The organism is Kitasatospora indigofera (assembly GCF_014655955.1).
Lineage (GTDB): Bacteria > Actinomycetota > Actinomycetes > Streptomycetales > Streptomycetaceae > Kitasatospora > Kitasatospora indigofera.
Map to the genome: position 1 here is coordinate 74,281 of NZ_BNBO01000021.1, position 26,409 is coordinate 100,689.

Genomic DNA, 26,409 nt, shown 5'->3' on the forward strand with positions numbered 1-26,409 from the left:
CGGCCGGCTCCGGCGGCCGTGCATCCGAGACGACCATGCGGAGCGTGGCACCATGACCGATCCCCGGCCGACGGCCCTGCGGAGCCCCGAGCGGCGCGAGTCGATTCTCCGCGCCGCCGTCCGCGAGGGGCTTCTCGACCCCGAGGACGCGCTGCTCGCGGGGTTCCTCGACCTCGACGCCGTCGCGGCGACGGTCGGCTCGCTGCACCGCGCCTTCCCGGACTCCGTCGACGTGCTGCACGCCTTCGCGGCCAAGGCCAACAGCCTGGTCCCGGTGCTGGCGGAGCTGCGCGGCCTCGGGATGGGCTGCGAGGTGGCCGGCCCCGGTGAACTCGCCCAGGCCCTGGCCGCCGGCTTCGACCCGGAGCGGATCGTCTTCGACTCCCCGGCGAAGACCCGCCGCGAGCTGCGGCGCGCGCTGGACCTCGGAGTCGCCGTCAACATCGACAGCTGGCAGGAGCTGGCCCGGATCGACGAACTCCTCGCCGACCGGGCGGATACGGCGGACCGGGCGGAGCACGGGGCCCCGGAGCCCCGGTCCAGGATCGGGGTCCGGATCAATCCGCAGGTCGGCGGCGGCTCCATCGGCGCGATGAGCACCGCCACCGCAAGCTCCAAGTTCGGCATCGCCCTGGCCGACGAGGGCAACGCCGAGCGGCTGGTCGAGGCCTTCCGGGCGCGCCCCTGGCTCACCTGGCTGCACTGCCACGTCGGCTCCCAGGGCTGCACGCCGGACCTGATGGCCGAGGGGGTCGCGGCGGTCGCCGGCCTCGCGCGGAGGATCAACGGCGAACTCGGCCGCCGGCAGGTCGTGGGCCTGGACATCGGCGGTGGCCTGCCGGTCGACTTCCACAGCGACCTGGCCGGCCCGGGGTACGACGAGTACGTGGAGCGGCTGCGGGTCCACGTACCGGCCCTGTTCTCCGGCCGGTTCCGGCTGGTGACCGAGTTCGGCCGCTCGGTGCTGGCCAAGAGCGGCTTCACGGCCGCCTACGTCGAGTACACCAAGACCTCCGGCGGACGGGCGATCGCGATCACCTCCGCCGGCGTGCAGGTGGCCACCCGGACGGTCTTCGCCCCCGAGTCCTGGCCGCTGCGGATCAGCGCGCACGACGCCACCGGGGCGGAGAAGCGCGGGGAGCCGGTGGCACAGGACATCGCCGGCCCGGCCTGCTTCGCCGGCGACCTGGTCGCGCGGGCCAGGGCGCTGCCGCTGCTGGAGCCGGGGGACATCGTCGTGCTGCTGGACACCGGTGCCTACTACGCGACGACCCCGTTCGCCTACAACGGCCTGCTCGAACCGGCGGTGCACGGGGTCCGGGTGGCGTCCGACGGCACGGTGCGGTTCCGTCCGCTGCGCCGGGCGCAGACGGTGGAGGAGCTCCTGGCCCGGACCGGCGGCTGACCGCAGCGTCCGCGCCCCGCCGTACGGGGCGCCGCTCCCGAAGCCCGGGCCGCCGCGTCCGGACGAGCCGTTGCCGGGGCCGGCCCGGCGTTGCCCCGGCCCCTCGGCCGCGCCGGCGCCCCGGGCTTCGTACGCTGGGCCCCGGGCGGTGCCTTCGGGCCGCCCGGTGCCGTGCGCTCCGGTTCGTACCGGACCGCACGCACATCGTCGAGGCCGGACCGCCCTCGCGGCCGGCCGTGCAACTGATGAGGTGTCGTATGGCCAGCGTCGTGAAGATCAACGTCCTGACGGTCCCGGCGGAGCAGCGCGAGGTGCTGGAGAAGCGGTTCGCCTCGCGGGCCGGGGCGGTGGAGGGTTCGGACGGCTTCGAGTGGTTCGAGCTGCTGCGTCCGGTGGAGGGGACCGACCAGTACCTGGTGTACACCCGGTGGGCGTCCGAGGAGCACTTCAAGGCGTGGATGGAGGGCCCGATGCAGGCGGCCCACCGTCAGGGCCCGCCGGCCGAGGGCGGGGCCGCGCAGCGTCCGGCCGCCTCGGGCTCCACGCTGTGGTCCTTCGAGGTCGTCCAGTCGGCCGGCCCGAAGGCCTGAGAACCGGCCGCGGGAGCACCTCGCCGGCCCCCGGGGCCGGGCCGGCGAGGCCGGATCTCCCGGGCCGAACTATGGAAACCCTACAAAAGGTCTTGCGGTGACTCCGTACCGTTCGCCATCCGACGAACAGTAAGTCCCTTGGCAGAGTGGTTGATGCAGCGGCCGGCGGCCTTCCGGCGGTCGTGCGTGATGTGTATCACTTCGACAAGGGGGTTCTTGTGGTGAGGCTGAACATGGAGGACGTGGTGGTGACCGGGCTGGGGGCCACCACGCCGCTCGGCGGGGACGTCCCCTCGACCTGGGCCGGGATGCTGGCCGGGGAGTCCGGGATCGCGGCCGTCGAGGAGGACTGGGCCGCCGCGCTGCCGGTGCGGATCGCGGCCCGGCTGCGGGTCGAGCCCACCGAGGTGCTGGACCGGGTGCAGGCCCGGCGGCTGGACCGCTGCGAGCAGATCGCGCTGGTCGCCGCCCGGGAGGCCTGGGCGGACGCCGGGCGCCCCGGCGTCGAGCCGGAGCGGCTGGCGGTGGTGATCGGCACCGGGACGGGCGGCGCCCTGAGCATGCTCGGACAGGACGACGTCCTGGAGGCCTCGGGCGTGCGCAAGGTCTCCCCGCACACCGTTGCGATGCTGATGGCGAACGGGCCGGCGGCCTGGGTGAGCATCGAGCTGGGGGCCCGGGGCGGCGCCCACACCCCGGTCAGCGCCTGTGCGTCCGGCGCCGAGGCGATCGCGACGGGGCTGGACCTGATCCGCCTCGGCCGTGCGGACGTGGTGGTGGCCGGCGGCACCGAGGCCTGCATCCACCCGCTGCCGCTGGCCGGATTCGCCCAGGCGAGGGCGCACTCCACCCGCAACGACGCGCCGGGGCGGGCCTCCAGGCCCTTCGACACCGGCCGGGACGGGTTCGTGATCGGCGAGGGGGCCGCCCTGGTGGTGCTGGAGCGGGCCGGGTTCGCCGCCGCCCGCGCCGCCCGGGTGCACGCGGTGCTGGCCGGCGCCGGCGTCACCTCGGACGCCCACCACATCACGGCCGCGCACCAGGACGGTCAGGTCCGGGCGATCCGGCTGGCGCTGGCGGCCGCCGGGCTGGGACCGGCCGGGATCGGGCAGGTGCACGCGCACGCGACCTCCACACAGCTGGGGGACCTCACCGAGGCCGGGTCGATCGAGGAGGCGGTCGGCAGTCGTCCGGCGGTCACCGCCACCAAGTCGATGACCGGTCATCTCTTCGGTGCGGCCGGGGCGCTGGGCGCCGTCGCCGCCGTCCTCTCGCTGCGCGAGCGGGTCGTGCCCGCCGTCCGCAACCTGGAGGAGCAGGATCCCCGGGTGCGACTGGACGTGGTGGCCGGCGCGCCCCGCCGGGGCGTGGCCGGGGCGGCGCTGGTCAACTCCTTCGGCTTCGGCGGCCACAACGCCTCGCTGGTGTTCACCGCGGCGGGCTGACCCCGGGCGGGTCAGCCCGCCGTCGTGCCGTGGTCCCCGTCCTCCGGTGCCCCGGTGAAGACGACCGGGGCGCCGAAGGCGGCGCGGCGGGCGGCCCGGCGCAGGGTGCGCAGCACCGGCCCGCCGAGGGTCAGGCAGAGCACCACGGTGAGGGCGGCGCGCGGGAGGTCCCAGCCGAGCGAGGTGGTGAGGCAGTAGGCCACGAAGCGGGGGAGGTTCTCGCTCAGCGGTGCGCCGGCCTCGAACGAGACCGAGCTGGACAGGCCGCCGATGTACGGCCAGCCCTGGAGGTTCATGATCGTCCCGTACCCGACGGCGGAGCAGGCGCCGTACACCGCCAGCAGCGCGAGTTCGCGGCGGCCGCGCAGGCGGGCGGGGCCGGGCAGCAGGCCCGCGCCCAGGCAGACCCAGCCCATCGAGAGCATCTGGAACGGCAGCCACGGGCCGACGCCGCCGGTCAGCAGCGCGGAGGCGAACATCGAGACCGAGCCGAGGACGAAGCCGAAGCCGGGCCCGAGCACCCGGCCGGAGAGCACCATCAGGAAGAACATCGGCTCCAGGCCGGCCGTCCCGGCGCCGAGCGGCCGCAGCGCCGCGCCGGCCGCCGCCAGCATGCCCAGCAGGGCGACCGACTTGGCGTCCAGGCCGGGCTCGCCGTCGGCGGAGCGTCCCTCGGAGATCTGGGCCACCACCACGGCCAGCAGCAGTGGCAGCAGCAGGGCGAACAGCCAGGGGGCGTCGGCGGCGTGCCCGACCAGGGCGGAGTCGGTGGCGGCGAGCAGCGGCCAGCCGAAGGCGACCAGGCCGATCGCGGAGATCAGCAGCAGGGTGCCGGCCGAGCGCCGGCCGAGCGGGACGGGCCGGGCCAGCCTGGCCCGGTCGGCGGCGGCCGCCGTGGCCGCCGAGGCCGGGAGAGCCGCCTTCGTGGTCCGGGGGCCGGCGGCGCCGCCGGGCGTCGGCCCGCCGCTCATGCCGGGCCGCCCGCGGTGCCGGCCAGCGCCTGCTCGACCTGCTCGACGGTCAGCCAGGGCGACGGGCTGAGGATCTTCGCGACCTGGGGGGCGAAGGCGGGGGAGGAGAGCACGACCTCCGGGGTCGGGCCGTCCGCGACGATCTCGCCGTCGGCCAGGATCACCGTGCGGTGGGCGAGCGCCGCGGCGAGTTCGACGTCGTGGGTGGCGAGCAGGACGGCGTGCGAGTCGGCGGCCAGCCCGCGCAGGATCTCCACCAGCCGGGCCTTGGCCGCGTAGTCCAGGCCGCGGGTGGGTTCGTCCAGCAGCAGCAGGGGCGGCCGGGAGGTCAGCACCACGGCCAGGGCGAGGCTGAGCCGCTGGCCCTCGGAGAGGTCCCGCGGGTGGGTGTCCTGGGAGATGCCGGGCAGCAGCCGCTCGACCAGCGCCCGGCAGCTGCCGGGCCCGGCGCCGGCGTCCTGGTCGGCGGCCGCGCACTCGGCCCGGACGCTCTCGCCGTACAGCAGGTCGCGCGGGTCCTGCGGGACGAGCCCGGCTCGGCGGACCAGGTCCTTGGGGCGGGCCTGGTGCGGGGTGAGGCCGCCGACCAGGACGGTGCCGGAGCCGGGGGCGTGCAGGCCGGCCAGGCTGCCGAGCAGGGTGGACTTGCCGGCGCCGTTGCGGCCCATCAGGGCGGTGATCGTGCCGGCGTGCAGTGCCAGGTCGACGCCGCGCAGGGCGGGCACCGGTCCGCGCCGGACGACCAGACGCCGCACGGTGGCGACCGGCTCCCCGGCGGGCGGGTCCCCGGCGGGGCCGGGCGGGCCGGCGGAGGCGCCGGGCGGCAGCAGGCCGTCCAGCCGGGCCCGTAGCGGGGCGGCCCGGCGCCGGGCGTCGCGGACCGACAGCGGCGGCGGGGACCAGCCGGCCAGCCGGCCGAGGGCCACCACCGGCGGGCGGACGGGGGAGTGCGCCATCACCTCGGCCGGGTCGCCCAGCACCGGGGCCCGCCCGCCGCCGGGGAGCAGCAGCACCTGGTCGGCGTACTGGACCACCCGCTCCAGGCGGTGCTCGGCCATCAGGACGGTGGTGCCGAGGTCGTGGACCAGCCGTTGCAGGACGGCCAGCACCTCCTCGGCGGCGCCGGGGTCGAGGGCGGAGGTCGGTTCGTCCAGCACCAGGACCTTGGGGTGGACGGTCAGCACCGAGCCGATCGCGACCCGCTGCTGCTGCCCGCCGGAGAGCGAGGTGAGCGCCCGGCCGCGCAGTTCGGCGAGCCCGAGCAGGTCGAGGGTCTCCTCGACCCGGCGGCGCATCACCTCCGGCGCCAGGCCCAGCGACTCCATGCCGTAGGCGAGTTCGTCCTCGACCGTGTCGGTGACGAAGTGCGCGAGCGGGTCCTGGCCCACGGTGCCGACCAGGTCGGCGAGTTCGCGCGGGCGGTGGGTGCGGGTGTCGCGGCCGCCGACGGTGACCCGGCCGTGCAGGACGCCGCCGGTGAAGTGCGGGACGAGGCCGCTGACGGTGCCCAGCAGGGTGGACTTGCCGGAGCCCGACGGGCCCACCAACAGGACGAGTTCGCCCTCGGGGACGGTCAGGTCGAGGCCGTGCAGGGCGGGCGCGGCGCCGCCCGGGTAGCTGACCGAGACCTGCTCGAAGGTGATCATGAGGCACTCCGGGGCGGGATCGGGGCGGCGACGGCGGGCACCAGGCCGACCAGCACCGCCAGCGCGGCGGCCAGCGGCAGGGTCGGCGCGGTCAGCGGGACGAAGGAGGGGGCGAAGGCGGCCGGGTGCAGCGCCGCCAGCCTGATCACCAGGACGGCGACCAGCACGCCCGACCCGGCCACCGCCCACTCGCGCCAGGCCCACGGGTCCGGCCGGTAGCGGGTCCTGGCGGCGCGCCGGCTGCCGAGCAGCAGCCCGGCGCCGGCGGCGGCCAGGCCGATCGCCAGCACCGGCAGCGCCCAGCCGGTGCCGGCCGAGCCGAGCAGCCCATACGCGGCGGCGCAGACCCCGAGCAGGCCGGCCAGGGTGAGCGCGGCGGTGGTCCGGGCGATCCTGGGGGGAACGTCGGCGGTGCGGCCGAACCCCCGGGTGTCCATCGCCGCGGCCAGGGCGACGGAGCGCTCCAACGCGCCCTCCAGCACCGGGAGTCCGACGCTCAGCAGGGCCTTCACCCCCCGGTCGGAGCGGCCGCGCAGCCGGCGGGCGGCCCGCAGCCGCTGCACGTCCGCGACCAGGTTCGGCGCGAAGGTCATCGCCACCACCACGGCGACCCCGGCCTCGTAGAGCGCGCCGGGCAGGGCGCGCAGCAGCCGGGCCGGGCTGGCCAGCGCGTTGGCGGCGCCGACGCAGATCAGCAGGGTGGCCAGCTTCAGCCCGTCGTACAGCGCGAACAGCAGACCCTCGACGGTGACCTTGCCACCCACCCGGACGCCCTGCGCCCAGGCGGGCAGGGGCAGTTCGGGCAGCGTGAACACGACGTGGGTGCCGGGGACGGGGGAGCCCAGCAGCACGGCGAACAGCAGCCGGATGCCGAGCACCAGCAGGCCCAGCCGGAGGAAGGTCCCGTACGAACGCGACCAGGGGGCGTCGCTGCGCCGGGCCGCGACCACGTACCCGGCGACCGCGATGATCAGCAGGAGCAGCAGCGGGTTGGTGGTGCGGGAGGCCGCCGCCGCCAGGCCCAGTGCCCACAGCCACCACGCCCCGGGGTGCAGGTGGCGTGGTCCGGCGGCCGGGCGGGTGCGTCGGAGTGAGGTCACGGCGGGTTCCTGGTCGGCGGGCGCGGTCGGCGGGCGCAGGGCGGGTGGTCGGGCGGGACCGGACGGGACGCGGCGCTGCGCGGCGGCCGGCCGGTGGTGGTCAGCGGCGCCGGCGGGCCTGCCAGACGGCCCCGGCGGCCAGCACCGCGACGGCGGCGCCGCCCGCGATCAGGCCGAGGTCCGGGCCGGCGGAGCCGTCCGGGCCGCCCGGGGCGGGAGCCGTCCCGGCGAGTGCCTCGCCGCAGCCCGCCGCCGGGTAGCCGGCGATGGCGCACAGGATGCCCGCGCCGTCGTAGCGCAGCGGCGGTGCCAGGGCGGCCAGCACCTCGGCGGAGCTGGCACCGGTGGGCACCGAGGCGCAGCCCGTGCGCGCCGCGGGCGGTGCGGACCCGGCCGCGAGGGCGCCGGGCGGGGCGTCGGCGGCGGTGCCGAAGTCGAGCACGACGGCGATCCGCTTGCGGCCGGCCTGCGCCGCGGTGGCGGCGCAGGCGGCCTCGAAGTCGCCCGGCGCGCCCGGGCGGGCGGCGTCCCGGCCGCCGTCCGGGCTGACCGCGAAGCGCCAGCCGTCCACCGAGCCGTCCGGCGGGACGTACCCGGCCGGGCCCTGCTGCTGGTACGCCCAGGCGCCGCCGGACCACTTCCAGAACGACCAGTAGCGGTAGCCGGTCGCGTGCGCGGGGGCGGCGGCGAGGACGCCGAGAAGGCCCAGCAGGGCGGTGGCGGCCAGCGCGGCCGCCACCGCCCGCGGGTGTGCCCGGCGGGTCACTTGCCGGGCTTCCCGGCGGAGCCCTGGGCGCCGCGCCGGCGCTGCAGGCTCAGCAGCAGGCCGCCGCCGACGCCGATCAGCAGGCCGACGCCGATCACCCAGAGGGTGGAGACGCCGCCCTTGTCGTCCTTGTTGGCGGTGGTGGCGGCCGCCGTCGCGGAGGACGGCCCCGACTTGAGCGCCGGGCCGGCCGCGGTCAGCTGCTGGACGAGGTCGGTGCCGCCGAAGTTCGAGGGGTCGCGCTGGGCGGCCTTGGCGACCAGCACCAGGGTGGCGGTGGCGGAGGCGTCGGTGCCGCCCTTCGTCCAGGTGCTGCCCTGCGCGGCCAGCCAGTCGACGGCGCCGGTGGCCTGCTTGGCGTGGCCGGACTGGACCAGGCTCAGCACCGCCCAGGCGGTCGCCGTCCAGTCGGGGGTGGGGGTCGCGCCCGGCAGGGTGAGCATCAGGTGCTGCTCGCCCGCGGCCAGCCGGTCGGTCAGGGACGCGGCGGCGGCCTCGGCCGAGTCGGCGCGCGGCACGGGCTGCGCGGCGGCGCCGGCCGGGCAGGCCAGGGCCTTCGGCGCGGCGTCGACCGTGTTGGTGTTGGTCACCGGCAGCCGGCCGCCGGCGGCGCCCAGCGCGGCCTGCGCGGAGGCCAGCGCGTTGGCGGCCAGGGCGCCGGCGGGGTCGGGCTGGTAGGCGAAGGCACCGCGCTGGTCGGCGGGCGCGGCGCAGCCGAGCTGGAAGAGCGCCAGGCCGTCGTAGCCGCTGCGGCCGGACCTGGCGACGGTGGCCGGGTCGGCCTTGGCGGCGATCAGCGCGGTGACGGCCAGGCCGGTGGAGTTGGCGTCACCGGGGTTGCCGGGGTTGTAGGCCCAGCTGCCGTCCGCGTTCTGGTTGGCCTTCAGCCACTGGACGCCCTTGTCCACCGCGTCCTGGTGCCCGCCGAGCGCGGCCAGCGCCTGGACGGCGACGGCGGTGGCGTTGCTGTCCTCGGTGGCCGCGTCGCAGGCGGCGGCGGTGTCGGCGCGGAAGGACGGCCAGCCGCCGTCCGCGCACTGCTGGCCGGTCAGCCACCCGACGGCGCTGTCGGCGGGGACGGCCTTCACCGCGGCCAGCGCGGCCAGGGCCAGCGACTGGCGCCAGACGCCGTCGTACGTCGGGTCGCCCTGCCCGTACAGCCCACTCGGGACGGCGACGGTGGCACTGGGCGAGGGGCTGTCGGCGAGGGCCGGCGCGGCGGCGGTGCCGGCCAGCAGCAGGGCGGACAGCACGGCGGCGCCCGTACGGGCGGCGGTCAGCATGGTGGGTGGAGCCTTTCGATGAGCGGTGGGTGGCCCCGGGAGGGGCCGTCCGTAGACCTCGACGGTGCCGGGCGGACGCCCGGCCGGGCCGCTCGCCGCTCCCCGGGCGGTCCGGCTCGCCCGGCGCCTGGGCGCGGGCTCACGGTTGCGGGGTCAGCGCCGGTGTCGCACCGGCTTTCCCCGGAGGGCGGCGGATGCAGTTGTGGTGGTGCCCGTCGACTCTAGCCGCAGCCTCCGGCGCCGGTGTGCCGATGCGGTGTGGGCTCGGTCGCAGCCTGCGCCGCCGGGCCGGGGCGAACAAGAACCGGTTATCGCCCGGGGCGGGCCCGCCGCGGCCCGGTCAGGGCAGGGCGAGCAGCCGGGCGGCGGTCCGCAGGTCGGCCCGGACCTCGGCGATCGAGGCCCGGCCGGACAGCCAGGAGACCAGCGCGGAGTGCCAGGTGTGCTCGATCACCCGGACCGCCGCCCGCTGCTGCTCGCTGGGCGGGCCGGCCTGCCCGATCGCGTCCAGGATGATCTGCGCGGTCAGCCCGCTGACCCGGTCGACCTCGGCGCTGACCGAGCGGTCGGCGAAGGACAGCGCCCGGACCATCGCCTCCGCCAGCAGCGGTTCGCGCTGCAGCGCGTGGAACGCCCGGGTGAGCGTCTCGGCGACCCGCAGCGCCGGGTCCTCCCCGGCCGGTGGGTGGCGCCTGACCTGCTCCAGCAGCTGCTGGAGCTGCTCCTGCATCACCGCGACCAGCAGATGCACCTTCGAGGGGAAGTAGCGGTACAGCGTGCCGAGCGCGACCTGCGCGCCGTCCGCGACCTCGCGCATCTGCACCGCCTCGTACCCGCCCCGGCCGGCCAGCGCGGTGGCGGCGCGCAGGATCCGCAGCCGGCGCTCGGCCTGCCGCGCGGTGAGCGGCAGGCCGGCCGGCGGGGTGGTGGCCGGGTCGGGCGTGGTGGTCGGCAAGAGGGCCCCCAGGGCGCGAGGTCACGGTGGGTCGCGAGGTCGGTCGCAGGACGGGTCGCGAGGCGGCTCGCGGGCGTGGCGTGAATCACCTTCCCCGGCTCGGAACCACAAGCTACGGGCCGGTATCTTCAAGGTCTCTCATTGTTCACATGCTCAATGACGAACTCCACGCCACAGTGAAACCTGATCTACTTTAGCGCCGTGGGCCGCCCCCGGTCCGGAGCAGTGAAGCAGACCCGAGCAGCAGAGATAAGGGGCCGAGGATGACCGCGCAGCCGCTGCGGATTGCCCTGCTGTCGTACCGCGGCGACCCGTTCTGCGGCGGTCAGGGCGTCTACGTCCGGCACCTGTCCCGCGAGCTGGCGCGGCTGGGCCATCACGTGGACGTGATCGGCTCGCAGCCCTACCCGGTGCTGGACGAGGTGCCCGGCCCCGGCTCGGTGCGCCTGGTGGAGCTGCCGAGCCTGGACCTCTACCGCGCCGACGACCCGTTCCGCACCCCGGCGCTCGCGGAGTACCGCGGGCCGGTGGACGTGCTGGAGGTCGCCACCATGCGCACCGGCGGCTTCCCCGAGCCGCTGACCTTCTCGCTGCGCGCCCGGCAGTACCTGGCCGCGCACAAGGGCCGCTACGACGTCGTGCACGACAACCAGACCCTCGGCTACGGCCTGCTCGGCCTGGAGCGGCACGGGTTCCCGCTGGTCACCACGATCCACCACCCGATCACGGTGGACCGGCGGCTGGAGCTCGACGCGGCCCCGACCCGGCTGCGCCGGCTCTCGCTGCGCCGCTGGTACTCCTTCACCCGGATGCAGCGCCGGGTCGCCGCCCGGCTCGACCACATCATCACCGTCTCCGGCACCTCGAAGGCCGAGATCGCCGAGCACCTGGGCGCCGCCCCGGGCGCGATCTCGGTGGTGCCGATCGGCGCCGACACCCGGCTCTGGTCGCCCTCCCCGGAGGTCGCCGCCGTGCCGGGCCGGATCGTCACCACCTCCAGCGCGGACGTCCCGCTGAAGGGCCTGGTGCACCTGGTGGAGGCGCTGGCCAAGGTCCGCACCGAGCGCGACGCGCACCTGGTGGTGGTCTGCAAGCAGCGCGGCGAAGGCCCGGTGGCGGAGGCCGTGCGGCGCTTCGGCCTGGAGCCGTACATCGAGTTCCGCAGCGGGCTGACCGACCAGGAGCTGGTGGACCTCTACCGCTCCGCCGAGGTGGCCTGCGTCCCGTCGCTGTACGAGGGCTTCTCGCTGCCGGCCGCCGAGGCGATGGCCACCGGCACACCGCTGGTGGCCACCACCGGCGGGGCGATCCCCGAGGTGGCGGGCCCGGACGGGGAGACCTGCCTGGCCGTGCCGCCGGGCGACGCCGGCGCGCTGGCGGCGGCGCTCGGGCGGCTGCTGGACGACCCGGAGCTGCGGGCGGCGCTCGGCGCGGCCGGCCGTGAACGGGTGCTGGCCCGGTTCACCTGGGAGCGGGCGGCCGAGCTGACCGCGGACCGCTACCGGGCGGCGATCGCCACCGGTGCCGGGCAGCGGGCCAGGGCCGGCGCGGGCTGGCGCTACGTCGCCTGACGGCCGGGTCGCGTGCGGCGACCGCCGGCCGTGACGTCGCCCGAGTGACGTGACGTCAAGAACGTTTGGTACCAAGGAATGGGAGCCCCGCAGTGCTGACCGTCGATTTCTCGCGCTTCCCGCTCGCCCCCGGCGACCGGGTGCTCGACCTGGGCTGCGGCGGGGGCCGGCACGCCTTCGAGTGCTACCGGCGCGGCGCCGACGTGGTCGCCCTCGACCAGAACGCCGAGGAGATCGCCGAGGTCCGGAAGTGGTTCGCGGCGATGGCGGAGGCGGGCGAGGCCCCGGCCGGCGCGTCCGCGGTGGCGGTGGAGGGCAACGCGCTGGCGCTGCCGTTCGAGGACGAGTCCTTCGACAAGATCATCATCTCCGAGGTGATGGAGCACATCCCCGACGACAAGGGCGTGCTGCAGGAGATGTTCCGGGTGCTCAAGCCCGGCGGCCTGCTCGCCGTCACGGTGCCGCGCTGGCTGCCGGAGAAGATCTGCTGGGCGCTCTCCGACGAGTACCACGCCAACGAGGGCGGCCACATCCGGATCTACCGCGGCGACGAACTGCTGGAGAAGCTGACCGACGCCGGCCTCACCCCGTACGGCACCCACCACGCGCACGCGCTGCACTCGCCGTACTGGTGGATCAAGTGCGCGGTCGGCGTCGACAACGACAAGGCCCTGCCGGTCAAGGCCTACCACCAGCTGCTGGTCTGGGACATCGTCGGCACGCCGGTGATCAGCACCCTCACCAAGGCCGCCGAGAAGGCCCTCAACCCGGTCATCGGCAAGAGCTTCGTCGCCTACGCGAGCAAGCCGCAGCGGCCCTCGGCCCGGTCCGCCGGCGAGGCCGGCGCGTGACCGCCGCCGTCCCGGAGGCCCTGCTGCTGGACGGGGTGCTGGACGCCGAACAGGCCGCCGCCACCGTCCGCAGCATCCTCGCCGAGCAGCGGCCGGACGGTGCCATCCCCTGGTTCTCCGGCCACCACCTGGACCCCTGGGACCACACCGAGGCCGCGATGGCCCTCGACACCGCCGGGGAGCACGCCGCCGCCGAGGCCGCCTACCGCTGGCTGGCCGGCCGGCAGAACCCGGACGGCTCCTGGTACGCGGGCTACACCGACGGCGAGGTCACGGACGCGTCGAAGGAGACCAACTTCTGCGCGTACATCGCGGTCGGGGTCTGGCACCACCACCTCAGCACCGGCGACGACGCCTTCCTGGAGTGGATCTGGCCCACGGTCAGACGGGCCCTGGACTTCACCGTCGGCCTGCGGCTGCCCGGCGGCCCGATCGCCTGGCGGCTCGACGAGGACGGCACCGCGCCCGACGAGGCGCTGCTCACCGGCTCGTCCAGCATCCTGCACGCGCTGCGCTGCGGGCTGGCCGTCGCCGACTACCTGGAGGAGCCCCAGCCCGACTGGGAGCTGGCCGCCGGGCGGCTGCGGCACGCGGTGGCCCGCCACCCCGAGCGGTTCCTCGACAAGGACCGCTTCTCGATGGACTGGTACTACCCGGTGCTCGGCACCGCGCTGCGCGGCCCGGCCGCGCTGGAGCGGATAGCACGGGACTGGGACCGCTTCGTGGTGCCCGGCCTCGGCGTGCGCTGCGTCAGCGACCGCCCCTGGGTGACCGGCGGGGAGAGCGCCGAACTCGCGCTCGCCCTGTGGGCGGTCGGCGAGTCCGACCGCGCGGTGGAAATCCTGCGCTGGATCCAGCGGCTGCGGCACACCGACGGCTCCTACTGGACGGGGTACGTCTTCGAGGACGACGCCGTCTGGCCGGAGGAGCGCACCACCTGGACGGCCGGGGCGCTGCTGCTCGCGGTGGCCGCGCTGGGCGGCGACCCGGCCACCGTCGCGGTCTTCGGCGGCGACCAGCTGCCCGCGGGGCTGCTGGTGCAGGACTGCTGCTGAGCCTGCCGGGCCCGCGGGCCCGGCGACGCGGCGGAGGGCGGGAACACGAGTGGGGCGGGACCGGAGATCCGGTCCCGCCCCACTCGTGTTCCGGGCGTCAGCCGCGCTGGATGCCCGAGGTGTCGTTCAGCACGCCCTGGCTGCCGTCCTGCAGCTGGGCGACCAGGGCCGCGCCGCGCTGCTCGACCGCGAGGTACCAGGTGCCGGGGACGAGGTCGCCGACCGGGCCGCCGTGCGGGTTGTCCTTCGGGGCCAGCTGGCGCTGCTCCGGGACGGCGAACCAGAACGGGGCGAAGTCCGCCGCCGGGGCGGCCTGGGCGGGCGCCGCCTGGGCCTGGACGGGCTGCGGCTGGGCCGGCTGGCCGCCGAGCGAGGCGTCCTGCGGCTGGCCGGGCGTCGGGTAGCCGTACCCGCCCTGCTGCGGCTGGCCGTAGGCCGGCGGCTGCGCGGCCTCCTGGCCGGGGGCGGGGTAGCCGTACTGGCCGGGCTGCGGCTGGCCCTGGGCCGCGCCGGGCGCCGGGTAGCCGGCCGCGCCGGGGTAGCCGGGCTGGACGGCCGGCTTGTCGGTGACGAGCGGGGCCTGCAGGGCGGGCACCAGCGGGCCGGCGGCGGCCGCACCGGCCAGCACGATCAGCGCGAGGACGGCCAGCCAGGCGCCGAAGCCGTGACCGTACGCCGAGCTGTCACCGCCACCGCCGAGCGCCCAGACGCCGGTCCAGAGCGCGGCGACCGCGAAGGCGATGCCCCACTGGTCCAGCCGCAGGCCGAGGACCTGGCGGGTGGTCGCGGCCGGGCCCTGGAAGCGCTGCACCAGGATCAGGGCGGCGGCGGCCAGGCCGAGCAGGAACACCGACGGCAGGATCGGGAACAGCCCCGTGTTCCAGGCGTTCTGGGAGGCCGAGTAGCAGGTCGGGCTCTTGACGCCGGAGCAGGCGTCGAAGGTGGTGTACGGCAGGAAGGAGGCGATGAACAGCAGGACGGCCGCACCTGCGACGGCGGCGTCTCCCCTGGTGAGAGCGCGCAGATTCACTAACGTTCCCCTCGTTGGTGTGTCGTGGACGGCAGCTTGCGTGTCCGGATTGCCGGACCGGTCACCGGACGGGAAAACTCCCGAACGGACCAAGAGCCTAGGGCCAACGCCCGAGCGTGTGCACGGCGGGCTCCGTAATGGGGCGAAGTCGTTGCAAAAGCCAGCCCCGCTGGTCAGCCCGGTGTGGTCAGATACGTCGTCAGTGCGTCGGCGATGCCCTGCGCCGCCAGCTGGCGCCATTGAGGGTCCGTCATCCGCTGCGCGTCGCCCGCGTTGCGCATGTTGCCGCACTCGATGAAGACCTTGGGGACGGTGGAGAGGTTCAGCCCGCCCAGATCGGACCGGGTGTCCAGGCCCTGCGAGGCGATGTAGTCGGCGAACGGCTCGCCGGTGGCGGCCTTGAAGCCGTCCCGCAGCAGCAGGCCCAGGCGGTGCGAGGGCGCGACGATCGCGGCGTTCGCGGCCCGCCCGGCGGCGACCTTCGCCGGCATGATCACGTGGAAGCCGCTGCCGGAGGCGGGGCCGCCGTCCGCGTGCACGGACACCGCGGCGTCCGCGTGCGCGGTGTTGCCGGCCTTGGCCCGCTCGTCGATGCAGGGCCCCCACGGCTTGTCACCGTCCTGGGTGAACACCACCGTCGCGCCGCGCGCCTCCAGGATCGCCCGGGCCCGCCGCGAGACGTCCAGGGTGTACTCGGCCTCGGAGTAGCCGGCGTTGGTCGAGGTGCCGGTGGTGTCGCACTCCTTGCGCGCGTTGCCTATGTCGACCTGTCGGTTTATCTCGGTGGTGTGCGCGGAGTTGTTGGTGTTGTGCCCGGGGTCGATCAGTACGGTCCGCCCCACCAGCACCCGGCCCGAGGGCGCCGCCGGGGCCGTCGTGACGGCCGGCGCGGAGGGGGCCGCCGAGGGGCCGCCCGCCGGGGCGACGGCCGGTGCCGACCCCTCGCCGGCGCCCGCCGGGCTCGCGCCGGCCGGGCGGGGCGTCGGGAGCCCGGTGTCGGGCAGCGGGTCCGAGGCGGCGGCCGGCGAGGCGTCGGGGGTCTGCCCGGACACCGCCTGCCAGCCCAGCCAGCCCGCGAAGCAGAGCGGCAGCACGGCGCCGACGACGGCCACCACGTGCAGCCGGGTGCGCCGGGGCCGGGCCTCGGCCGCCGGGCCGTCGGGGGAGCGGGAGGGGTCGGGGTGCTGAGGGGTGGTGCCGGTCACGAGTCGTTCAGATCCTGTCCCAGGTGCGCGGCGTCAGCCCGTAGGTGTCGACGGCCGGTTTCCATTTCGCGACGAAGTCCTTCTTGGCGAGGGTGGCCTGCGGGTTGAGTTCGTCCGCCCGCTTCTTCTCGGCGGTGGTCGGCGCGCTGCTGCCCGGGCAGCCCTGGGCGGAGACCGCCCTGGCCCAGGCCGCGTAGGCCCGGTCGATCTCGGCCGACTGCTGCCAGGCGGTCCGCAGCGACTGCACGGCGTCCGCGCCGCCGGCCACGTCCGCGACGTCGAGCTTGGCCAGCTCGCCGAGCAGCTGCTCGCGCTGCTGGGCGCCGGTGTCGAAGACCTGCGCGGCGCTCTCGATGTCCGCCTTGGCCGGGCAGCTGGAGACCTTGGCCACCGCGCTGCCGATCGGTGCCTTGGCGCCCTCGGCGCGGGCCAGCAGCTCGTCCAGCGCCCTGGCCTGGGTCTGGGCCTTCACCTGGTCGGCGCTGGGGCTCGCGGCCGGGCTCGCGGCGGTCGGGGCCGGCCCGCTCGCGGGCGCCGAGGCGTCCCCGCTGAGCGGCGGCGCGGGCTGCTCGCCGCCCGTCCCGGTGCTCGCCGGCGCCGCGGCCTTCCGGTCCGGGCCGTCGCTGGAGTTCTGCACCGCCCAGACCACGCCGCCGCCGAGGCCGAGCACCAGCAGCAGGCCCACCGCGACCAGCAGCGGGGTGCGGTTGCGGGGCCGGCGCTCCTCGTCGTCCAGGTCGATCGCCTCGTAGCCCGCGTGGCCGGGCTGCCCGCCGGGGTAGGGGCCCTGCTGGTACTGCGGGAACTGGTCCGGCGGGTACGCGTCCTGGCGGAACATGTCCGGCGGGAACTGGTCCTGCTGGTACGGGCCGGGGGGCGGGCCGGCCGGCCCGCCGCCGCCGGCGTGCGAGGGGAAGCCCTGGCCGGGGGCGGACTGCGGGTACGACGGGGCCTGCTGGGGCGGCTGCGGCGGGAAGGGCTGCTGCCCCTGCCCCTGCGCCGCCGCCTGCGGCGGGAACCCGTGGCCGCCGGGAGCCGCCGGCGGCACGGCGGGCGCGAGCCTGGTCGGGGCGTCGTGCCCCGGCACCGGCGGACCGTACGGCCGGCCGGCCGGCGGGCCCGCGGGCGGACCGGGCTGCCCCGCTCCGGCCGGCTGTCCCGGCTGTCCCGGCTGTCCGGGCTGTCCCGGCGGCTCCTGCGCGGGCCGCAGCTGGGTCTGCCGGTCGTGCACCGGCCGGCCGTCCGGGTCCGGGCCGGGCGCGCCGCCCTGGTCGCCGCTCCGTCCGCCCGGTTGGCTGCCGCCTCGTACCCAGCCGCCTGCGCCCCCCCGGGCCGTGGGGTCCCAGACCGCCGGAGCGGTGTTGTTCTGGTCCGTCATGCGTTCGCCCCCGCCGTCCTGCCTCGCCGTGCGTTGCCGTGTCGTCGCTGCGGCGCCGGAGTTCCGCGCGGCCACCGTACCCGGACTGTCCCGGCCGGGGTGCCCCGGCACCCGGACAACCATGCGACGTGGCACGACGTTAGAGCATCCGTGATCGGTGCGGGGGTGGTTGGCCGTTCCGCGGGACGGGAGCGGTGGGCGGGACGTGGCGGGACCTGGCGGGCCCGTCCCGTCCCGGGCCGGGCCGGGCGGTGGCGGGGCCGGGGTCAGCCGGCGGCCGGGACGGCGCGCCGCAGCACCCGCAGCGAGCCGGTCACCGAGACCTCCTCGAACCCCTCGGCGAGCGCCCGCAGGTACACCCGGTACGGCGCCTGGCCGCCGTCCGCCGGGTCGGGGAAGACGTCGTGCACCACCAGGACGCCCGCCTGGTCCAGGTGCGGCGCCCAGCCCTCGTAGTCGCCGGTGGCGTGCTCGTCGGTGTGCCCGCCGTCGATGAAGACCAGGCCCAGCCGGCCGCCCCACAGCGCGGCGATCTGCGGCGAGCGGCCGACCAGCGCCACCACGTGCTCCTCCAGGCCGGCCGCGTGCAAGGTCCGGCGGAACCGCGGCAGGGTGTCCATCCGGCCGACCTCCGGGTCCACCAGCGTCGGGTCGTGGTACTCCCAGCCCGGCTGCTGCTCCTCGGAGCCCCGGTGGTGGTCCACGGTCAGGGCGACGGTGCCCGCCTCGCGGGCGGCGGCGGCCAGCAGGATCGCCGAGCGGCCGCAGTACGTGCCGATCTCCAGCAGCGGCCGGCCGGTGCGCCGGGCCGCGTCGAGCGCGACCGCGTACAGCGCGAGGCCCTCGTCCACCGGCATGAACCCGGTCGCGGCCTCGAACGCGGCCAGCACCTCGGGTGCGGGGCGGGTGCTCTCCCGGAGGTCGGACATCGCGGTGCTCCTTGCAGACGGCGCGGGTGGTGGGGCCGGGGCGGTGCCCGGCGGTTGGACCCTACTCGACGGTAGGGCGGGGCCCGTCAGGGCACCGGGGCGCCCGGCGGCTCCTGACCGCCGCCGGCCGGGACGACGGCGGGGCGGTGCCGGGGAGCACCGCGAGGGCCCGGCGGTGTGCCGGGCCCTCGCGGGGTGGTTCGGTGCCGTTCGCGTCCGGCCGGTGGGGCCGTCGCTCAGCGCTGCTCGGCGGCCAGGCGGTGCCGGCCGTGGGCGTCCGCCCGGGGGCTGTCGTCCGGGGCGGTCAGGCCGCGGTGCCGTCCGTGCGCGGCGTCCTCGGTGCTGCTCGCGCCGGTGCCGGGGCTGGTGGTGTCGGAGAGGGTGTCGGACATCAAATCGTCTTCCGTGCGAGGGTACGGGTGTCAGGTGCCGCCGCACGGCACCGGTGAGGGCAGGACGCCCGGGCGGAAAGCCCCGGGCGGGACGCCCGAAGGAGCGTCGGAGGCGGATGATCACGGCCTCTGCCCCGGCCACCCTAACGGCCGGAACGAGCCAGATCCTATCGACCGGCTCGGGCCCCGCGGACGCCCGGTGCCGACCGCCCGGTAACTTTCGGCAACCGTCCGGGTGCCCCCGGGAAGCGCCCGCGGGCCCCGCGCGGGCGGGCCGGTCAGCCCGTCCTGCCGGTCCGCAGGAAGCCCGCCAGCAACTCCTGCAGCACCGCCGCGCCCTCCTCGGCGAGCAGCTCGTGCCCGGCGCCGGCCGCCTCCACGTAGCGGAAGTCGGCCCGGAGGCCGGCCCCCTCGACCCGGCCGAGCCGGATCAGCTCGTGCCGCAGCGAACGCGACTGGCCCACCGGGACGACCTCGTCGCGGTCGCCGTGCAGGATCAGCAGCGGCACGCCGATCCGGTGCGCCAGCTGGAGCACGTCGCGCGGGCCCCGCCCGTCCGTGACCGGCTCGTGGCCGCCCAGCCGGGTGGTCAGCGCCCGGACCGGCGCCGAAGCCTCCGCCAGCAGCCGGGCGCCGGAGAGGAAGGGCGCCACCACCGCGCAGCGCGCGACCTGCTCGGGCGGGGCGTGGGCGGCGGTCAGCAGGGCCAGGAAGGCGCCGTAGCTCACGCCGAACAGGGCGGGCGGTTCCAGGCCGAGGGCCGAGCGCTGGCCCGCGATGCCCTCCAGCAGCCCGAGCACGTCCTCCAGGTCGGGCCCGCCCCAGGCGCCGTGCACCGCCGTCGCGTGCCCGGCGCCGTAGCCGGTGCTGCCGCGCTGGTTGGGGGCGACCACCGCCAGGCCCTCGGCCGCCATCCGCTGCAAGGTCGGGTCGAACTCCAGCAGCCAGGCGTCCGCCGGGCCGCCGTGCAACGCCAGGACCAGCTGCGGACTGCTCAGCCAGGCGTCCCCGCCGTACACCACGGCCTCCAACGGGCCTGCTGGTCCGGCCAGTTCGAGACTCTGTGCGGAGTGCCAGCGGCTGCCGCCGGCGGGCCGCGCGCTGCCGTCCAGCCGCCAGCCGGGCGGCGCGGACCGGGCGGCCCTGGGCCCGCCGCCCGAGGGCGGCGCCGGTGCGGCCTCCCGCCAGGGCTGCGGCAGGCTGCCGCTCAGCGGCGCCAGTTGCAGCGGCAGCGGTACCGCGCCGGCCGCGCCCGCCGGGCCCGCGCCGAGCAGCTCGTCCACGTCCAGGGTGGCCAGCGCGGCGGGCTGGTCGGGCGAGGAGTACGGCATTCGCAGGCCGCCCGCCGACCAGTGGGCGACGGCGCCCAGCCGGCCCGGCGGCACCGGCAGCGGGTCCAGCCGGTGGCCGGCCGGCCGCCAGAGCGCCAGCGCGGAGCTCGCGCCGTGGTCGATCTGGAGCGCGACCCGGACGTCCTCGGGCAGTCCGGTGCCGCCGCCGGCGCCGGTCCGGGGGACGCTCCCGGGGACGGCCTCCGGCCCGCCGGCCGGACCGGGCGGCGCGTACCGCACGGCCACCGGCCGCAGGAAGACGCCGGGGACGTGCAGGCAGTCCGGGAAGCGCAGCGGCACCGCGCCGCCGAGCACGCCCCAGCCGAGGCGGTCGGCGCCCGGGGCGTCGCTGCGCACCATGATGAAGCGGGAGTCGGGGTCGAACAGGACCAGCCGGTCGTTGCTCCGCTCGCCGATCTCCAGCAGCGGGGTGACCTCGCCGAGGCCGAGGTCCAGCACCACGCTCCGGACCACGCCCTCGTGCACCCGGTCCAGGCCGAGCAGCCGCCCGGCCCGGTCCAGCCAGACCCCGCCGCCGTGCAGGCCGGGCAGTTCGGCCACCTGTTCGGGGGCGCTCCCGTCGGTGCGGACCAGCCAGACCGTGGTGACCGGCCGGGCGTCGGTGCCCAGGGCGATTGCCACCGGTGCGTCGCCGGGGCGGCCGGGGAGGAACGTGGGGGCGCCGGTGAGGGCGGGTGCGGCGGGGAGCGGCAGCAGTCGCAGGCCGGGCAGCCGCAGGGTGGCGAGGTGCCGCTCCCGGGTCGCCGGGGCGGCCGCCGCGGCCGCCTGGTCGTAGGGTGCCCGGCCGGCGGCCGCCTGGTCGTAGGACGCCTGGTGGTGGGGCCTCCCGGCGGCGGTGGTCAGGTCGAACGAGGTCCCGCCGAAGGGGGTGCCGGCGAAGGCCGTCCCGGCGAAGGCCGCTCGGTCCGGGGCCGTCCCGGCGAGGGCCGGGCCGCCGGCCTGGTCCGGCCCGGGCGGTCCGGGGTCGTCGTCGCCGGCCGACAGCAGTACCAGGTCGTGCCGGTCGCCGTCGTGCCGGCGGACCAGGACCGTCCCGTCGGCCAGCGACACCAGCTGCGAGTGCAGGCTCTCCGAGCGGTGGCCGGGCAGCGGCAGCGCCGTCGGCCGGGCCGGGCCGTCCACGGGGAGCCGCCAGCTCTCCGCGTACCAGCCGCCGTCGGTGCCGGAGGCCAGACAGGCCGCGTGCGAGCCGTCGGAGGCGAAGGTGAAGCCCAGCCGGCGCAGGGCCAGGGTCGAGCGGCGGGTGGCCACGTTCACTTGGTGCTCACCGGTACCTCTCCCAGCTCGGCCCCCTCCCGCAGGGCGGGGGCGGTGGTCGTCCTCGGCTCCCGGCCGGGCGGCCGCGGCCCCCGCGGCCGCTGCTCCGGCCCTCGCGGGAGGGCCGGCAGCCGGCCGGGAGGCCCTTGGACGGGGCGGGCGCGCTCCGCGGGCGGAGCCGCTCCGCGGTGATCGGAGGAGCGGCGGGAACGGGAGCGCCCCGGCCGCCTCCGCCGGCCCTCGCGGGCCGCTCGGCCCGGCTCCGGAGGCGGCGGCCCGAGGAGCCTGACCACGCGGGCCGAGATTGCGGCGGAGTACCCTTTCCCGACCCCTGGCCGAGGCAACTCCCGTTCGCTGAAGTGAAGTTACTGACGGGGACGGGCGGGTTCAACGAGAAGCGGGTCACTTCACTCATAAGGGTGATCCGGTTCCGCTTTCGCCCCTGCGCGGGGGCTCCGGTGTGCGCGGCCCGCCGGGCGTTACCCGCAGGCCCGCCCCGCCGCTCCCCGGCCGCCCGCCGGCCCGTACGTGCGTCCGCGCGCCGTCCGGCGCCCCGTCGTACGGCGTTGACGGCGGCCGCCCGTCCCCGGCCGTCCTCTCCTCCGGGCCCCCGTCCGTCCGCGTCCGCTCCTCTCCGCCCGGTCCCCGGCCCGCCGGTGGGCCTGCGGACGGGGGCGGGTAGCGGCCCCGGGCCGGGCGGCCGTGCGCCCGGACGGCCCCGTGCGCACGGTAGTCTCGACAGGTGCCGAATCTGTCCGAGGTCATCAGCGCGTTGGAAGAGCTCTACCCGCCGCAGTGGGCCGAGTCCTGGGACGCCGTCGGCCTGGTCTGCGGCGATCCCGAAGCCCGGGTCGGCCGCGTCCTGTTCGCCGTCGACCCCGTCCAGGACGTCGTCGACGAGGCCGTCGAGTGGGGGGCCGACCTGGTGGTCACCCACCACCCCCTCTACCTCCGGGGCACCACCAGCGTCGCCGCGACCGGCTTCAAGGGCCGCGTGGTGCACCGTCTGATCTCCTCCGGGATCGCCCTGCACGTCGCGCACACCAACGCCGACCACGCCGACCCGGGCGTCTCCGACGCCCTGGCCGAGGCCGTCGGCCTGCGCGTCACCGGCCCACTGGTGCCGGACCCGGCCGACCCGGCCGGCCGCCGCGGCAGCGGCCGGATCGGCCTGCTGGAGCCGCCGCTCACGCTCGCCGCCTTCGCCGCCCAGGTCGCCCTGGGCCTGCCCGCCACCGCCACCGGCGTGCGGGTGGCCGGCGACCCGGACCGGCTGATCAGCCGGGTCGCGGTCTGCGGCGGTGCCGGTGACAGCTTCCTCGCCGACGCCCGGGCCGCCGGCGTCGACGCGTACGTCACCTCGGACCTGCGGCACCACCCGGCCTCCGAGGCAGCCGAGGCCGCGCCGCTCGCGCTGGTCGACGCCGCGCACTGGGCCACCGAGTGGCCCTGGCTGAACCTCGCCGCACGGTCGCTGGCCGCCGTCTCGGACAAGCACGACTGGCAGCTGGAGACCAAGGTCTCCCACCGGGTCACCGACCCGTGGACCGCGCACGCCCCCATGCCCTACACCGCCTGACCCGATTCACAGGAGCCCTCCGCTTGAACGCCGCGCCCGCCGACCAGATCCGCCTGCTCGACCTGCAGGCCATCGACTCCCGCCTCGACCAGCTGGCCCACCGGCGCCGCAGCCTGCCCGAGCACGCCGAGATCGACAAGGCCACCGCCGACCACGGCGCGCTGAAGTCGCTGGTCGTGGCCGCCGAGGCCCAGCTCGGCGACACCACCCGCGAGCTGACCAAGGCCGACCAGGACGTCGAGCAGGTCCGCAGCCGCTCGGCCCGCAACCAGCAGCGCCTGGACTCCGGCGCGATCACCTCGCCGAAGGACCTGGAGAACCTCCAGCACGAGGTCGGCTCGCTGGCGAAGCGCCAGTCCGACCTGGAGGACGTGGTCCTGGAGATCATGGAGCGGATGGAGTCCGCCCAGACCCGGGTCACCGAGCTGGGTGCCCGCCTGGAGCACGCCACCGTCACCCTGGCCGAGGCCGAGGCCCGGCGCGACGCCGCCTTCGCGGAGATCGACGCCGACGCCGAGAAGGTGTGGCGCGACCGCGAGGCCGTCGCCGTGGTGATCCCGGCCGACCTGATCAAGCTCTACACCCGGCTGCGCGACCAGCAGGGCGGCGTCGGCGCGGCCCGCCTGTACCAGCGCCGCTGCGAGGGCTGCCGGGTCGAGTTCGCCGTCTCCGACCTGAACGCCATCAAGGCCGAGCCGAAGGACGCCGTCGTCCGCTGCGACAACTGCGGCCGGATCCTGGTCCGCACCGCCGAGTCGGGCGTCTGACCCATGGCGGGTCGCAGGTTCATCGTCGAGGCCGACGGCGGCTCCCGGGGCAACCCGGGGCCGGCCGGCTACGGCGCGGTGGTGCGGGACGGTGACACCGGCCTGATCATCGCCGAGGCGGCCGAGTTCATCGGGCACGCGACCAACAACGTGGCCGAGTACAAGGGCCTGATCGCCGGACTGCGGGCCGCCCGCGAGATCGACCCGGGCGCCGAGGTGGACGTCCGGATGGACTCCAAGCTGGTCGTCGAGCAGATGTCGGGGCGCTGGAAGATCAAGCACCCCGACATGCAGCCGCTGGCCGCCGAGGCGAAGACCGTGCTGCCGCGCGGGCAGGTCTCGTACACCTGGATCCCGCGCGAGCGGAACAAGGACGCCGACCGGCTGGCCAACGAGGCGATGGACGCGGGGAAGGCCGGCAAGCAGTGGGAGCCCAGGGCGCCCAAGGCCGCCGTGCCCGCCGGGGCGGAGCCCGCGGCCCCGCTGGAGACCGCCGCCCCGAAGGCCGGCTGGGCCGCCCCCGCCGACCTCGGCACCCCCACCACCTTCGTCCTGCTGCGGCACGGCGAGACCGCGCTCACCCCGGAGAAGCGCTTCTCCGGCAGCGGCGGAAGCGACCCGGAGCTGTCCGAGAAGGGCCGCTGGCAGGCCGGGCGGGCGGCCGAGGCGATGGCCGCGCGCGGCACGATCCAGGCCGTGGTCAGCTCCCCGATGCGGCGCACCCGGCAGACCGCCGAGACGGTGGCCGCCCGGCTGGGCCTGGACGTCCGGATCGAGGAGGGCCTGCGCGAGCTGGACTTCGGCGACTGGGAGGGCCTCACCTTCGCCGAGGTGCAGGAGCGCCACCCGGCGGACCTGGACGCCTGGCTGGCCTCCGCGAAGGCGAAGCCGACCGGCGGCAGCGAGAGCTTCACCACGCTGGCCCACCGGGTCGGCGTCGCCCGGGACAAGATCCTGGCCCGGTACGCGGGCCGGACCGTCCTGGTGGTCTCGCACGTCAGCCCGATCAAGACGCTGGTCCGGCTGGCCCTGGGCGCCCCGCCGGACGCGCTGTACCGGATGGAGCTCTCGGCGGCGGCGCTGTCCGCCGTCCAGTACTACACCGACGGCAACGCCTCGGTGCGGCTGCTGAACGACACGGGTCACCTGCGCTGACGGGCCACCTGCCCTGACCGGCCACCTGCCCTGACCGGCCATTCGTGCTGACCGTCCGCCGCCGGGCCGGCCGGGGGTACGGCCTGCGGTACGCGGAGGAGGGGCGGCACGGTACGCGAGTACGTGCCGCCCCTCCTCCGCGTACCGCGTCCGGGTCAGTGGATCTCGGTGACCACGACGTCCAGCTGCCAGGCCTTGCGGGCGGTGCCGCGGGCGGCCACCTCGACCCGGTAGCCGAGCGCCAACAGCGCGTCCACCAAGGCCTCGGGCGTCTTCGGCTCGGCGCCCGCGACCAGCAGGTCGCGCACCAGCCGCCCCTTGGTGGCCTTGTTGAAGTGGCTGACCACCGAGCGCTTCAGCACCCCGTCCACCTCGCGTTCCTGGAGCACCCGCACGGTCGCGGTCCGGGCGAGCAGCTCGCCGGCCGGCTTCCAGGCCGCCGCGTAGGCGGAGCTGCGCAGGTCCAGCACCAGCCCGTCGGCGACCTCCGGCAGCACGGTCGCCGTCGCACTCCGCCAGTACGCCCCGAGCGCCCCCAGCGGCGGGAGTTTCACTCCCATCGAGCAGCGGTACGACGGGATCCGGTCACTGATCCGGACCGCACCCCAGAGCCCCGAGAACACCAGCAGTGCGCGCTCGGCCCGCGCGTACGCGGCCTCGTCCAGCGTCGCCAGGCCCAGCGCGTCGAACAGCACCCCGGTGTACACCTCGCCGGCCGGGCGGGCGCCCGCCGTCAGCAGCCCGGCGTTCCGGGCCACCTCGCCGCGCAGGCCGGGGCTCAGGCCCAGCACCTCGGCCGCCCGGTCGGTGTCCCCCGAGCACAGCTCCACCAGTGCGGTCAGCACCTTCTCGCGCGCCCCGGTCAGCCCCGGCAGCGACAGCCCGCCGAGCGCCAGCGGCACCCCGGGCCCGGACGCGGCCTTGCCCTCCGAGGGCGGCAACAGGACCAGCACGGCGGCACTCCTCAACAATTTGTGGCAGCTGACCCCGACACCCTACGCAACCCGGGCCCGGCGTGCGGAACCGCGTCCGGCGCCGGGGGACGCCACCGCGCCCCCGTCCGCCGCCCGGGGGCGTCGCCGGGGCCCGGTCCGCGCCCCCGCGCGAGGCTTCAGTCCCCGGCGGCCGCGACCAGGCCCGCGCCCGCGCCCAGTGCCAGGCAGAGCGGCGAGTAGTAGCGGCGGTCCAGCCGCCGGAAGCGCTCCGTCCGCTCGATCCGCCCGCCCGCGAACAGCAGCAGCCCGCCCGCGCCCCGCGCCAGCAGGACGGCCGCGACCGTCCCCGAGCCCGCCTTGCGCGCCCACCGGGGGCCGGCCGCGGGCAGCGCACCGGCCCGGGCGCCCACCAGGTACGCGGCCGCGCCCAGCGCACCCGCCACCGCCAGGCAGGCCGACGGCGAGGGCAGGCCCTCCACGCCGACCCCGACCACCGCGTCCGCGAAGTCCTCCCGCGTCCGCAGCGGCCACGGCGTCGCCGCCCACACCGCGTGCAGTGCGCCGGTCGCCGCGAGCGCCCCCGCCACCGCCGTGCCCGTGCCCCGTACCGCGTCCATCGTCCGCCCCTTTCGACACCGCCACCCTACGACCCGTCAGATCGCCGCTCCGGGCCGCCCCCGCCCCGGGGCCACGGTCCCGACGACCCGTCAGGCCGGGTGCCGGAGGGTCCCCAGGGGCGGTCGCCGTCCCGCGGCGCCGCCGGTCCGGTCGCCGAGATCCACCGGGAATCAC

Annotated in this window: 23 protein-coding genes; 9 read left to right on the top strand and 14 right to left on the bottom strand. The window is 76.8% G+C overall.

Features of this window, described 5'->3' with window-relative positions; translation table 11 throughout:
* Positions 1-52 precede the first annotated feature (52 nt).
* From IE329_RS19400 to IE329_RS19410, 3 genes are all read left to right on the top strand, one after another.
* Entirely contained in the window at positions 53-1,405 is a 1,353-nt protein-coding gene (locus IE329_RS19400; RefSeq protein WP_190212191.1) for a type III PLP-dependent enzyme domain-containing protein, read from the top strand.
* Between the two features lie 257 nt (positions 1,406-1,662).
* On the top strand, positions 1,663-1,995 hold the full coding sequence (locus IE329_RS19405; protein WP_190212192.1) for an antibiotic biosynthesis monooxygenase family protein: 333 nt from the start codon (positions 1,663-1,665) through the stop codon (positions 1,993-1,995).
* A gap of 233 nt (positions 1,996-2,228) precedes the next feature.
* On the top strand, positions 2,229-3,440 hold the full coding sequence (locus tag IE329_RS19410) for a beta-ketoacyl-[acyl-carrier-protein] synthase family protein (protein ID WP_190212232.1): 1,212 nt from the start codon (positions 2,229-2,231) through the stop codon (positions 3,438-3,440).
* 11 nt (positions 3,441-3,451) lie between these two features.
* Here the strand turns inward: IE329_RS19410 and IE329_RS19415 are convergent, their stop codons facing one another.
* The 6 genes from IE329_RS19415 to IE329_RS19440 all read right to left on the bottom strand — a co-directional run bounded on the left by IE329_RS19415 (position 3,452) and on the right by IE329_RS19440 (position 10,161).
* A complete protein-coding gene (locus IE329_RS19415; protein ID WP_373311237.1) occupies positions 3,452-4,468 on the bottom strand; it encodes an ECF transporter S component in 1,017 nt (338 codons plus the stop codon).
* Positions 4,408-6,057 (bottom strand): ABC transporter ATP-binding protein, encoded by a 1,650-nt coding sequence (locus IE329_RS19420; RefSeq protein ID WP_190212194.1) that lies wholly within the window; start codon positions 6,055-6,057, stop codon positions 4,408-4,410. The genes IE329_RS19415 and IE329_RS19420 overlap by 61 nt, the downstream gene beginning before the upstream one ends.
* Positions 6,054-7,157, bottom strand: a complete 1,104-nt coding sequence (locus tag IE329_RS19425) for an energy-coupling factor transporter transmembrane protein EcfT (RefSeq protein WP_229927590.1) — start codon at positions 7,155-7,157, stop codon at positions 6,054-6,056. Before IE329_RS19425 ends, IE329_RS19420 begins: the two co-directional genes overlap by 4 nt.
* A gap of 100 nt (positions 7,158-7,257) precedes the next feature.
* Positions 7,258-7,923: an SCO2322 family protein gene (locus IE329_RS19430; RefSeq protein WP_229927591.1), complete on the bottom strand. Its 666-nt coding sequence runs from the start codon at positions 7,921-7,923 to the stop codon at positions 7,258-7,260.
* Positions 7,920-9,206, bottom strand: coding sequence for a prenyltransferase/squalene oxidase repeat-containing protein (locus tag IE329_RS19435; RefSeq protein ID WP_229927592.1), 1,287 nt, complete (start codon positions 9,204-9,206; stop codon positions 7,920-7,922). The genes IE329_RS19430 and IE329_RS19435 overlap by 4 nt, the downstream gene beginning before the upstream one ends.
* A gap of 340 nt (positions 9,207-9,546) precedes the next feature.
* Positions 9,547-10,161, bottom strand: a complete 615-nt coding sequence (locus IE329_RS19440; protein ID WP_073927489.1) for a TetR family transcriptional regulator — start codon at positions 10,159-10,161, stop codon at positions 9,547-9,549.
* Positions 10,162-10,424: 263 nt separating this feature from the next.
* Between IE329_RS19440 and IE329_RS19445 the strand changes: the two genes are divergently transcribed.
* The 3 genes from IE329_RS19445 to IE329_RS19455 all read left to right on the top strand — a co-directional run bounded on the left by IE329_RS19445 (position 10,425) and on the right by IE329_RS19455 (position 13,638).
* Positions 10,425-11,732 (top strand): glycosyltransferase family 4 protein, encoded by a 1,308-nt coding sequence (locus IE329_RS19445; protein WP_190212195.1) that lies wholly within the window; start codon positions 10,425-10,427, stop codon positions 11,730-11,732.
* Positions 11,733-11,824: 92 nt separating this feature from the next.
* Positions 11,825-12,583, top strand: coding sequence for a class I SAM-dependent methyltransferase (locus IE329_RS19450; RefSeq protein WP_190212196.1), 759 nt, complete (start codon positions 11,825-11,827; stop codon positions 12,581-12,583).
* Complete coding sequence (locus IE329_RS19455; RefSeq protein ID WP_229927593.1) at positions 12,580-13,638, top strand: prenyltransferase/squalene oxidase repeat-containing protein; 1,059 nt, start codon at positions 12,580-12,582, stop codon at positions 13,636-13,638. Before IE329_RS19450 ends, IE329_RS19455 begins: the two co-directional genes overlap by 4 nt.
* Positions 13,639-13,735: 97 nt before the next feature.
* Here the strand turns inward: IE329_RS19455 and IE329_RS19460 are convergent, their stop codons facing one another.
* The 6 genes from IE329_RS19460 to IE329_RS19485 all read right to left on the bottom strand — a co-directional run bounded on the left by IE329_RS19460 (position 13,736) and on the right by IE329_RS19485 (position 21,181).
* The gene (locus IE329_RS19460) at positions 13,736-14,668 is read right to left on the bottom strand and encodes a hypothetical protein (RefSeq protein WP_190212197.1); all 933 of its coding nucleotides are present in this window, start codon (positions 14,666-14,668) and stop codon (positions 13,736-13,738) included.
* 173 nt (positions 14,669-14,841) lie between these two features.
* Entirely contained in the window at positions 14,842-15,873 is a 1,032-nt protein-coding gene (locus IE329_RS19465) for an N-acetylmuramoyl-L-alanine amidase (RefSeq protein ID WP_229927594.1), read from the bottom strand.
* A gap of 7 nt (positions 15,874-15,880) precedes the next feature.
* Positions 15,881-16,960 (bottom strand): hypothetical protein, encoded by a 1,080-nt coding sequence (locus IE329_RS19470; protein WP_190212198.1) that lies wholly within the window; start codon positions 16,958-16,960, stop codon positions 15,881-15,883.
* Positions 16,961-17,517: 557 nt separating this feature from the next.
* Positions 17,518-18,180: a class I SAM-dependent methyltransferase gene (locus tag IE329_RS19475; protein WP_190212199.1), complete on the bottom strand. Its 663-nt coding sequence runs from the start codon at positions 18,178-18,180 to the stop codon at positions 17,518-17,520.
* Positions 18,181-18,416: 236 nt separating this feature from the next.
* On the bottom strand, positions 18,417-18,572 hold the full coding sequence (locus IE329_RS19480) for a hypothetical protein (protein ID WP_190212200.1): 156 nt from the start codon (positions 18,570-18,572) through the stop codon (positions 18,417-18,419).
* Between the two features lie 278 nt (positions 18,573-18,850).
* Entirely contained in the window at positions 18,851-21,181 is a 2,331-nt protein-coding gene (locus tag IE329_RS19485) for a S9 family peptidase (RefSeq protein WP_190212201.1), read from the bottom strand.
* Positions 21,182-21,923: 742 nt separating this feature from the next.
* Between IE329_RS19485 and IE329_RS19490 the strand changes: the two genes are divergently transcribed.
* Genes IE329_RS19490 through IE329_RS19500 form a run of 3 tightly spaced genes read left to right on the top strand, consistent with a single transcriptional unit; the run spans position 21,924 to position 24,682 of the window.
* Positions 21,924-22,760 (top strand): Nif3-like dinuclear metal center hexameric protein, encoded by an 837-nt coding sequence (locus IE329_RS19490; RefSeq protein WP_190212202.1) that lies wholly within the window; start codon positions 21,924-21,926, stop codon positions 22,758-22,760.
* A gap of 23 nt (positions 22,761-22,783) precedes the next feature.
* A complete protein-coding gene (locus IE329_RS19495) occupies positions 22,784-23,527 on the top strand; it encodes a zinc ribbon domain-containing protein (protein WP_190212203.1) in 744 nt (247 codons plus the stop codon).
* A gap of 3 nt (positions 23,528-23,530) precedes the next feature.
* Positions 23,531-24,682 carry a bifunctional RNase H/acid phosphatase gene (locus IE329_RS19500; RefSeq protein ID WP_190212204.1) on the top strand — a complete coding sequence of 384 codons (1,152 nt, stop codon included), beginning with the start codon at positions 23,531-23,533 and terminating at the stop codon, positions 24,680-24,682.
* Positions 24,683-24,837: 155 nt separating this feature from the next.
* Here the strand turns inward: IE329_RS19500 and yaaA are convergent, their stop codons facing one another.
* The gene (gene yaaA, locus IE329_RS19505; protein WP_190212205.1) at positions 24,838-25,635 is read right to left on the bottom strand and encodes a peroxide stress protein YaaA; all 798 of its coding nucleotides are present in this window, start codon (positions 25,633-25,635) and stop codon (positions 24,838-24,840) included.
* A 158-nt stretch (positions 25,636-25,793) separates the two neighbouring features.
* Positions 25,794-26,234, bottom strand: coding sequence for a DUF3995 domain-containing protein (locus IE329_RS19510; protein WP_190212206.1), 441 nt, complete (start codon positions 26,232-26,234; stop codon positions 25,794-25,796).
* Positions 26,235-26,409: the final 175 nt, after the last annotated feature.

Coding starts and splice junctions, on each gene's coding strand:
- IE329_RS19400 (WP_190212191.1), top strand. CDS start 53: ATGACCGATCCCCGGCCGACGGCCCTGCGGAGCCCCGAGCGGCGCGAG.
- IE329_RS19510 (WP_190212206.1), bottom strand. CDS start 26,234: ATGGACGCGGTACGGGGCACGGGCACGGCGGTGGCGGGGGCGCTCGCG.
- IE329_RS19405 (WP_190212192.1), top strand. CDS start 1,663: ATGGCCAGCGTCGTGAAGATCAACGTCCTGACGGTCCCGGCGGAGCAG.
- IE329_RS19445 (WP_190212195.1), top strand. CDS start 10,425: ATGACCGCGCAGCCGCTGCGGATTGCCCTGCTGTCGTACCGCGGCGAC.
- IE329_RS19475 (WP_190212199.1), bottom strand. CDS start 18,180: ATGTCCGACCTCCGGGAGAGCACCCGCCCCGCACCCGAGGTGCTGGCC.
- IE329_RS19410 (WP_190212232.1), top strand. CDS start 2,229: ATGGAGGACGTGGTGGTGACCGGGCTGGGGGCCACCACGCCGCTCGGC.
- IE329_RS19480 (WP_190212200.1), bottom strand. CDS start 18,572: ATGTCCGACACCCTCTCCGACACCACCAGCCCCGGCACCGGCGCGAGC.
- IE329_RS19500 (WP_190212204.1), top strand. CDS start 23,531: ATGGCGGGTCGCAGGTTCATCGTCGAGGCCGACGGCGGCTCCCGGGGC.
- IE329_RS19420 (WP_190212194.1), bottom strand. CDS start 6,057: ATGATCACCTTCGAGCAGGTCTCGGTCAGCTACCCGGGCGGCGCCGCG.
- IE329_RS19435 (WP_229927592.1), bottom strand. CDS start 9,206: ATGCTGACCGCCGCCCGTACGGGCGCCGCCGTGCTGTCCGCCCTGCTG.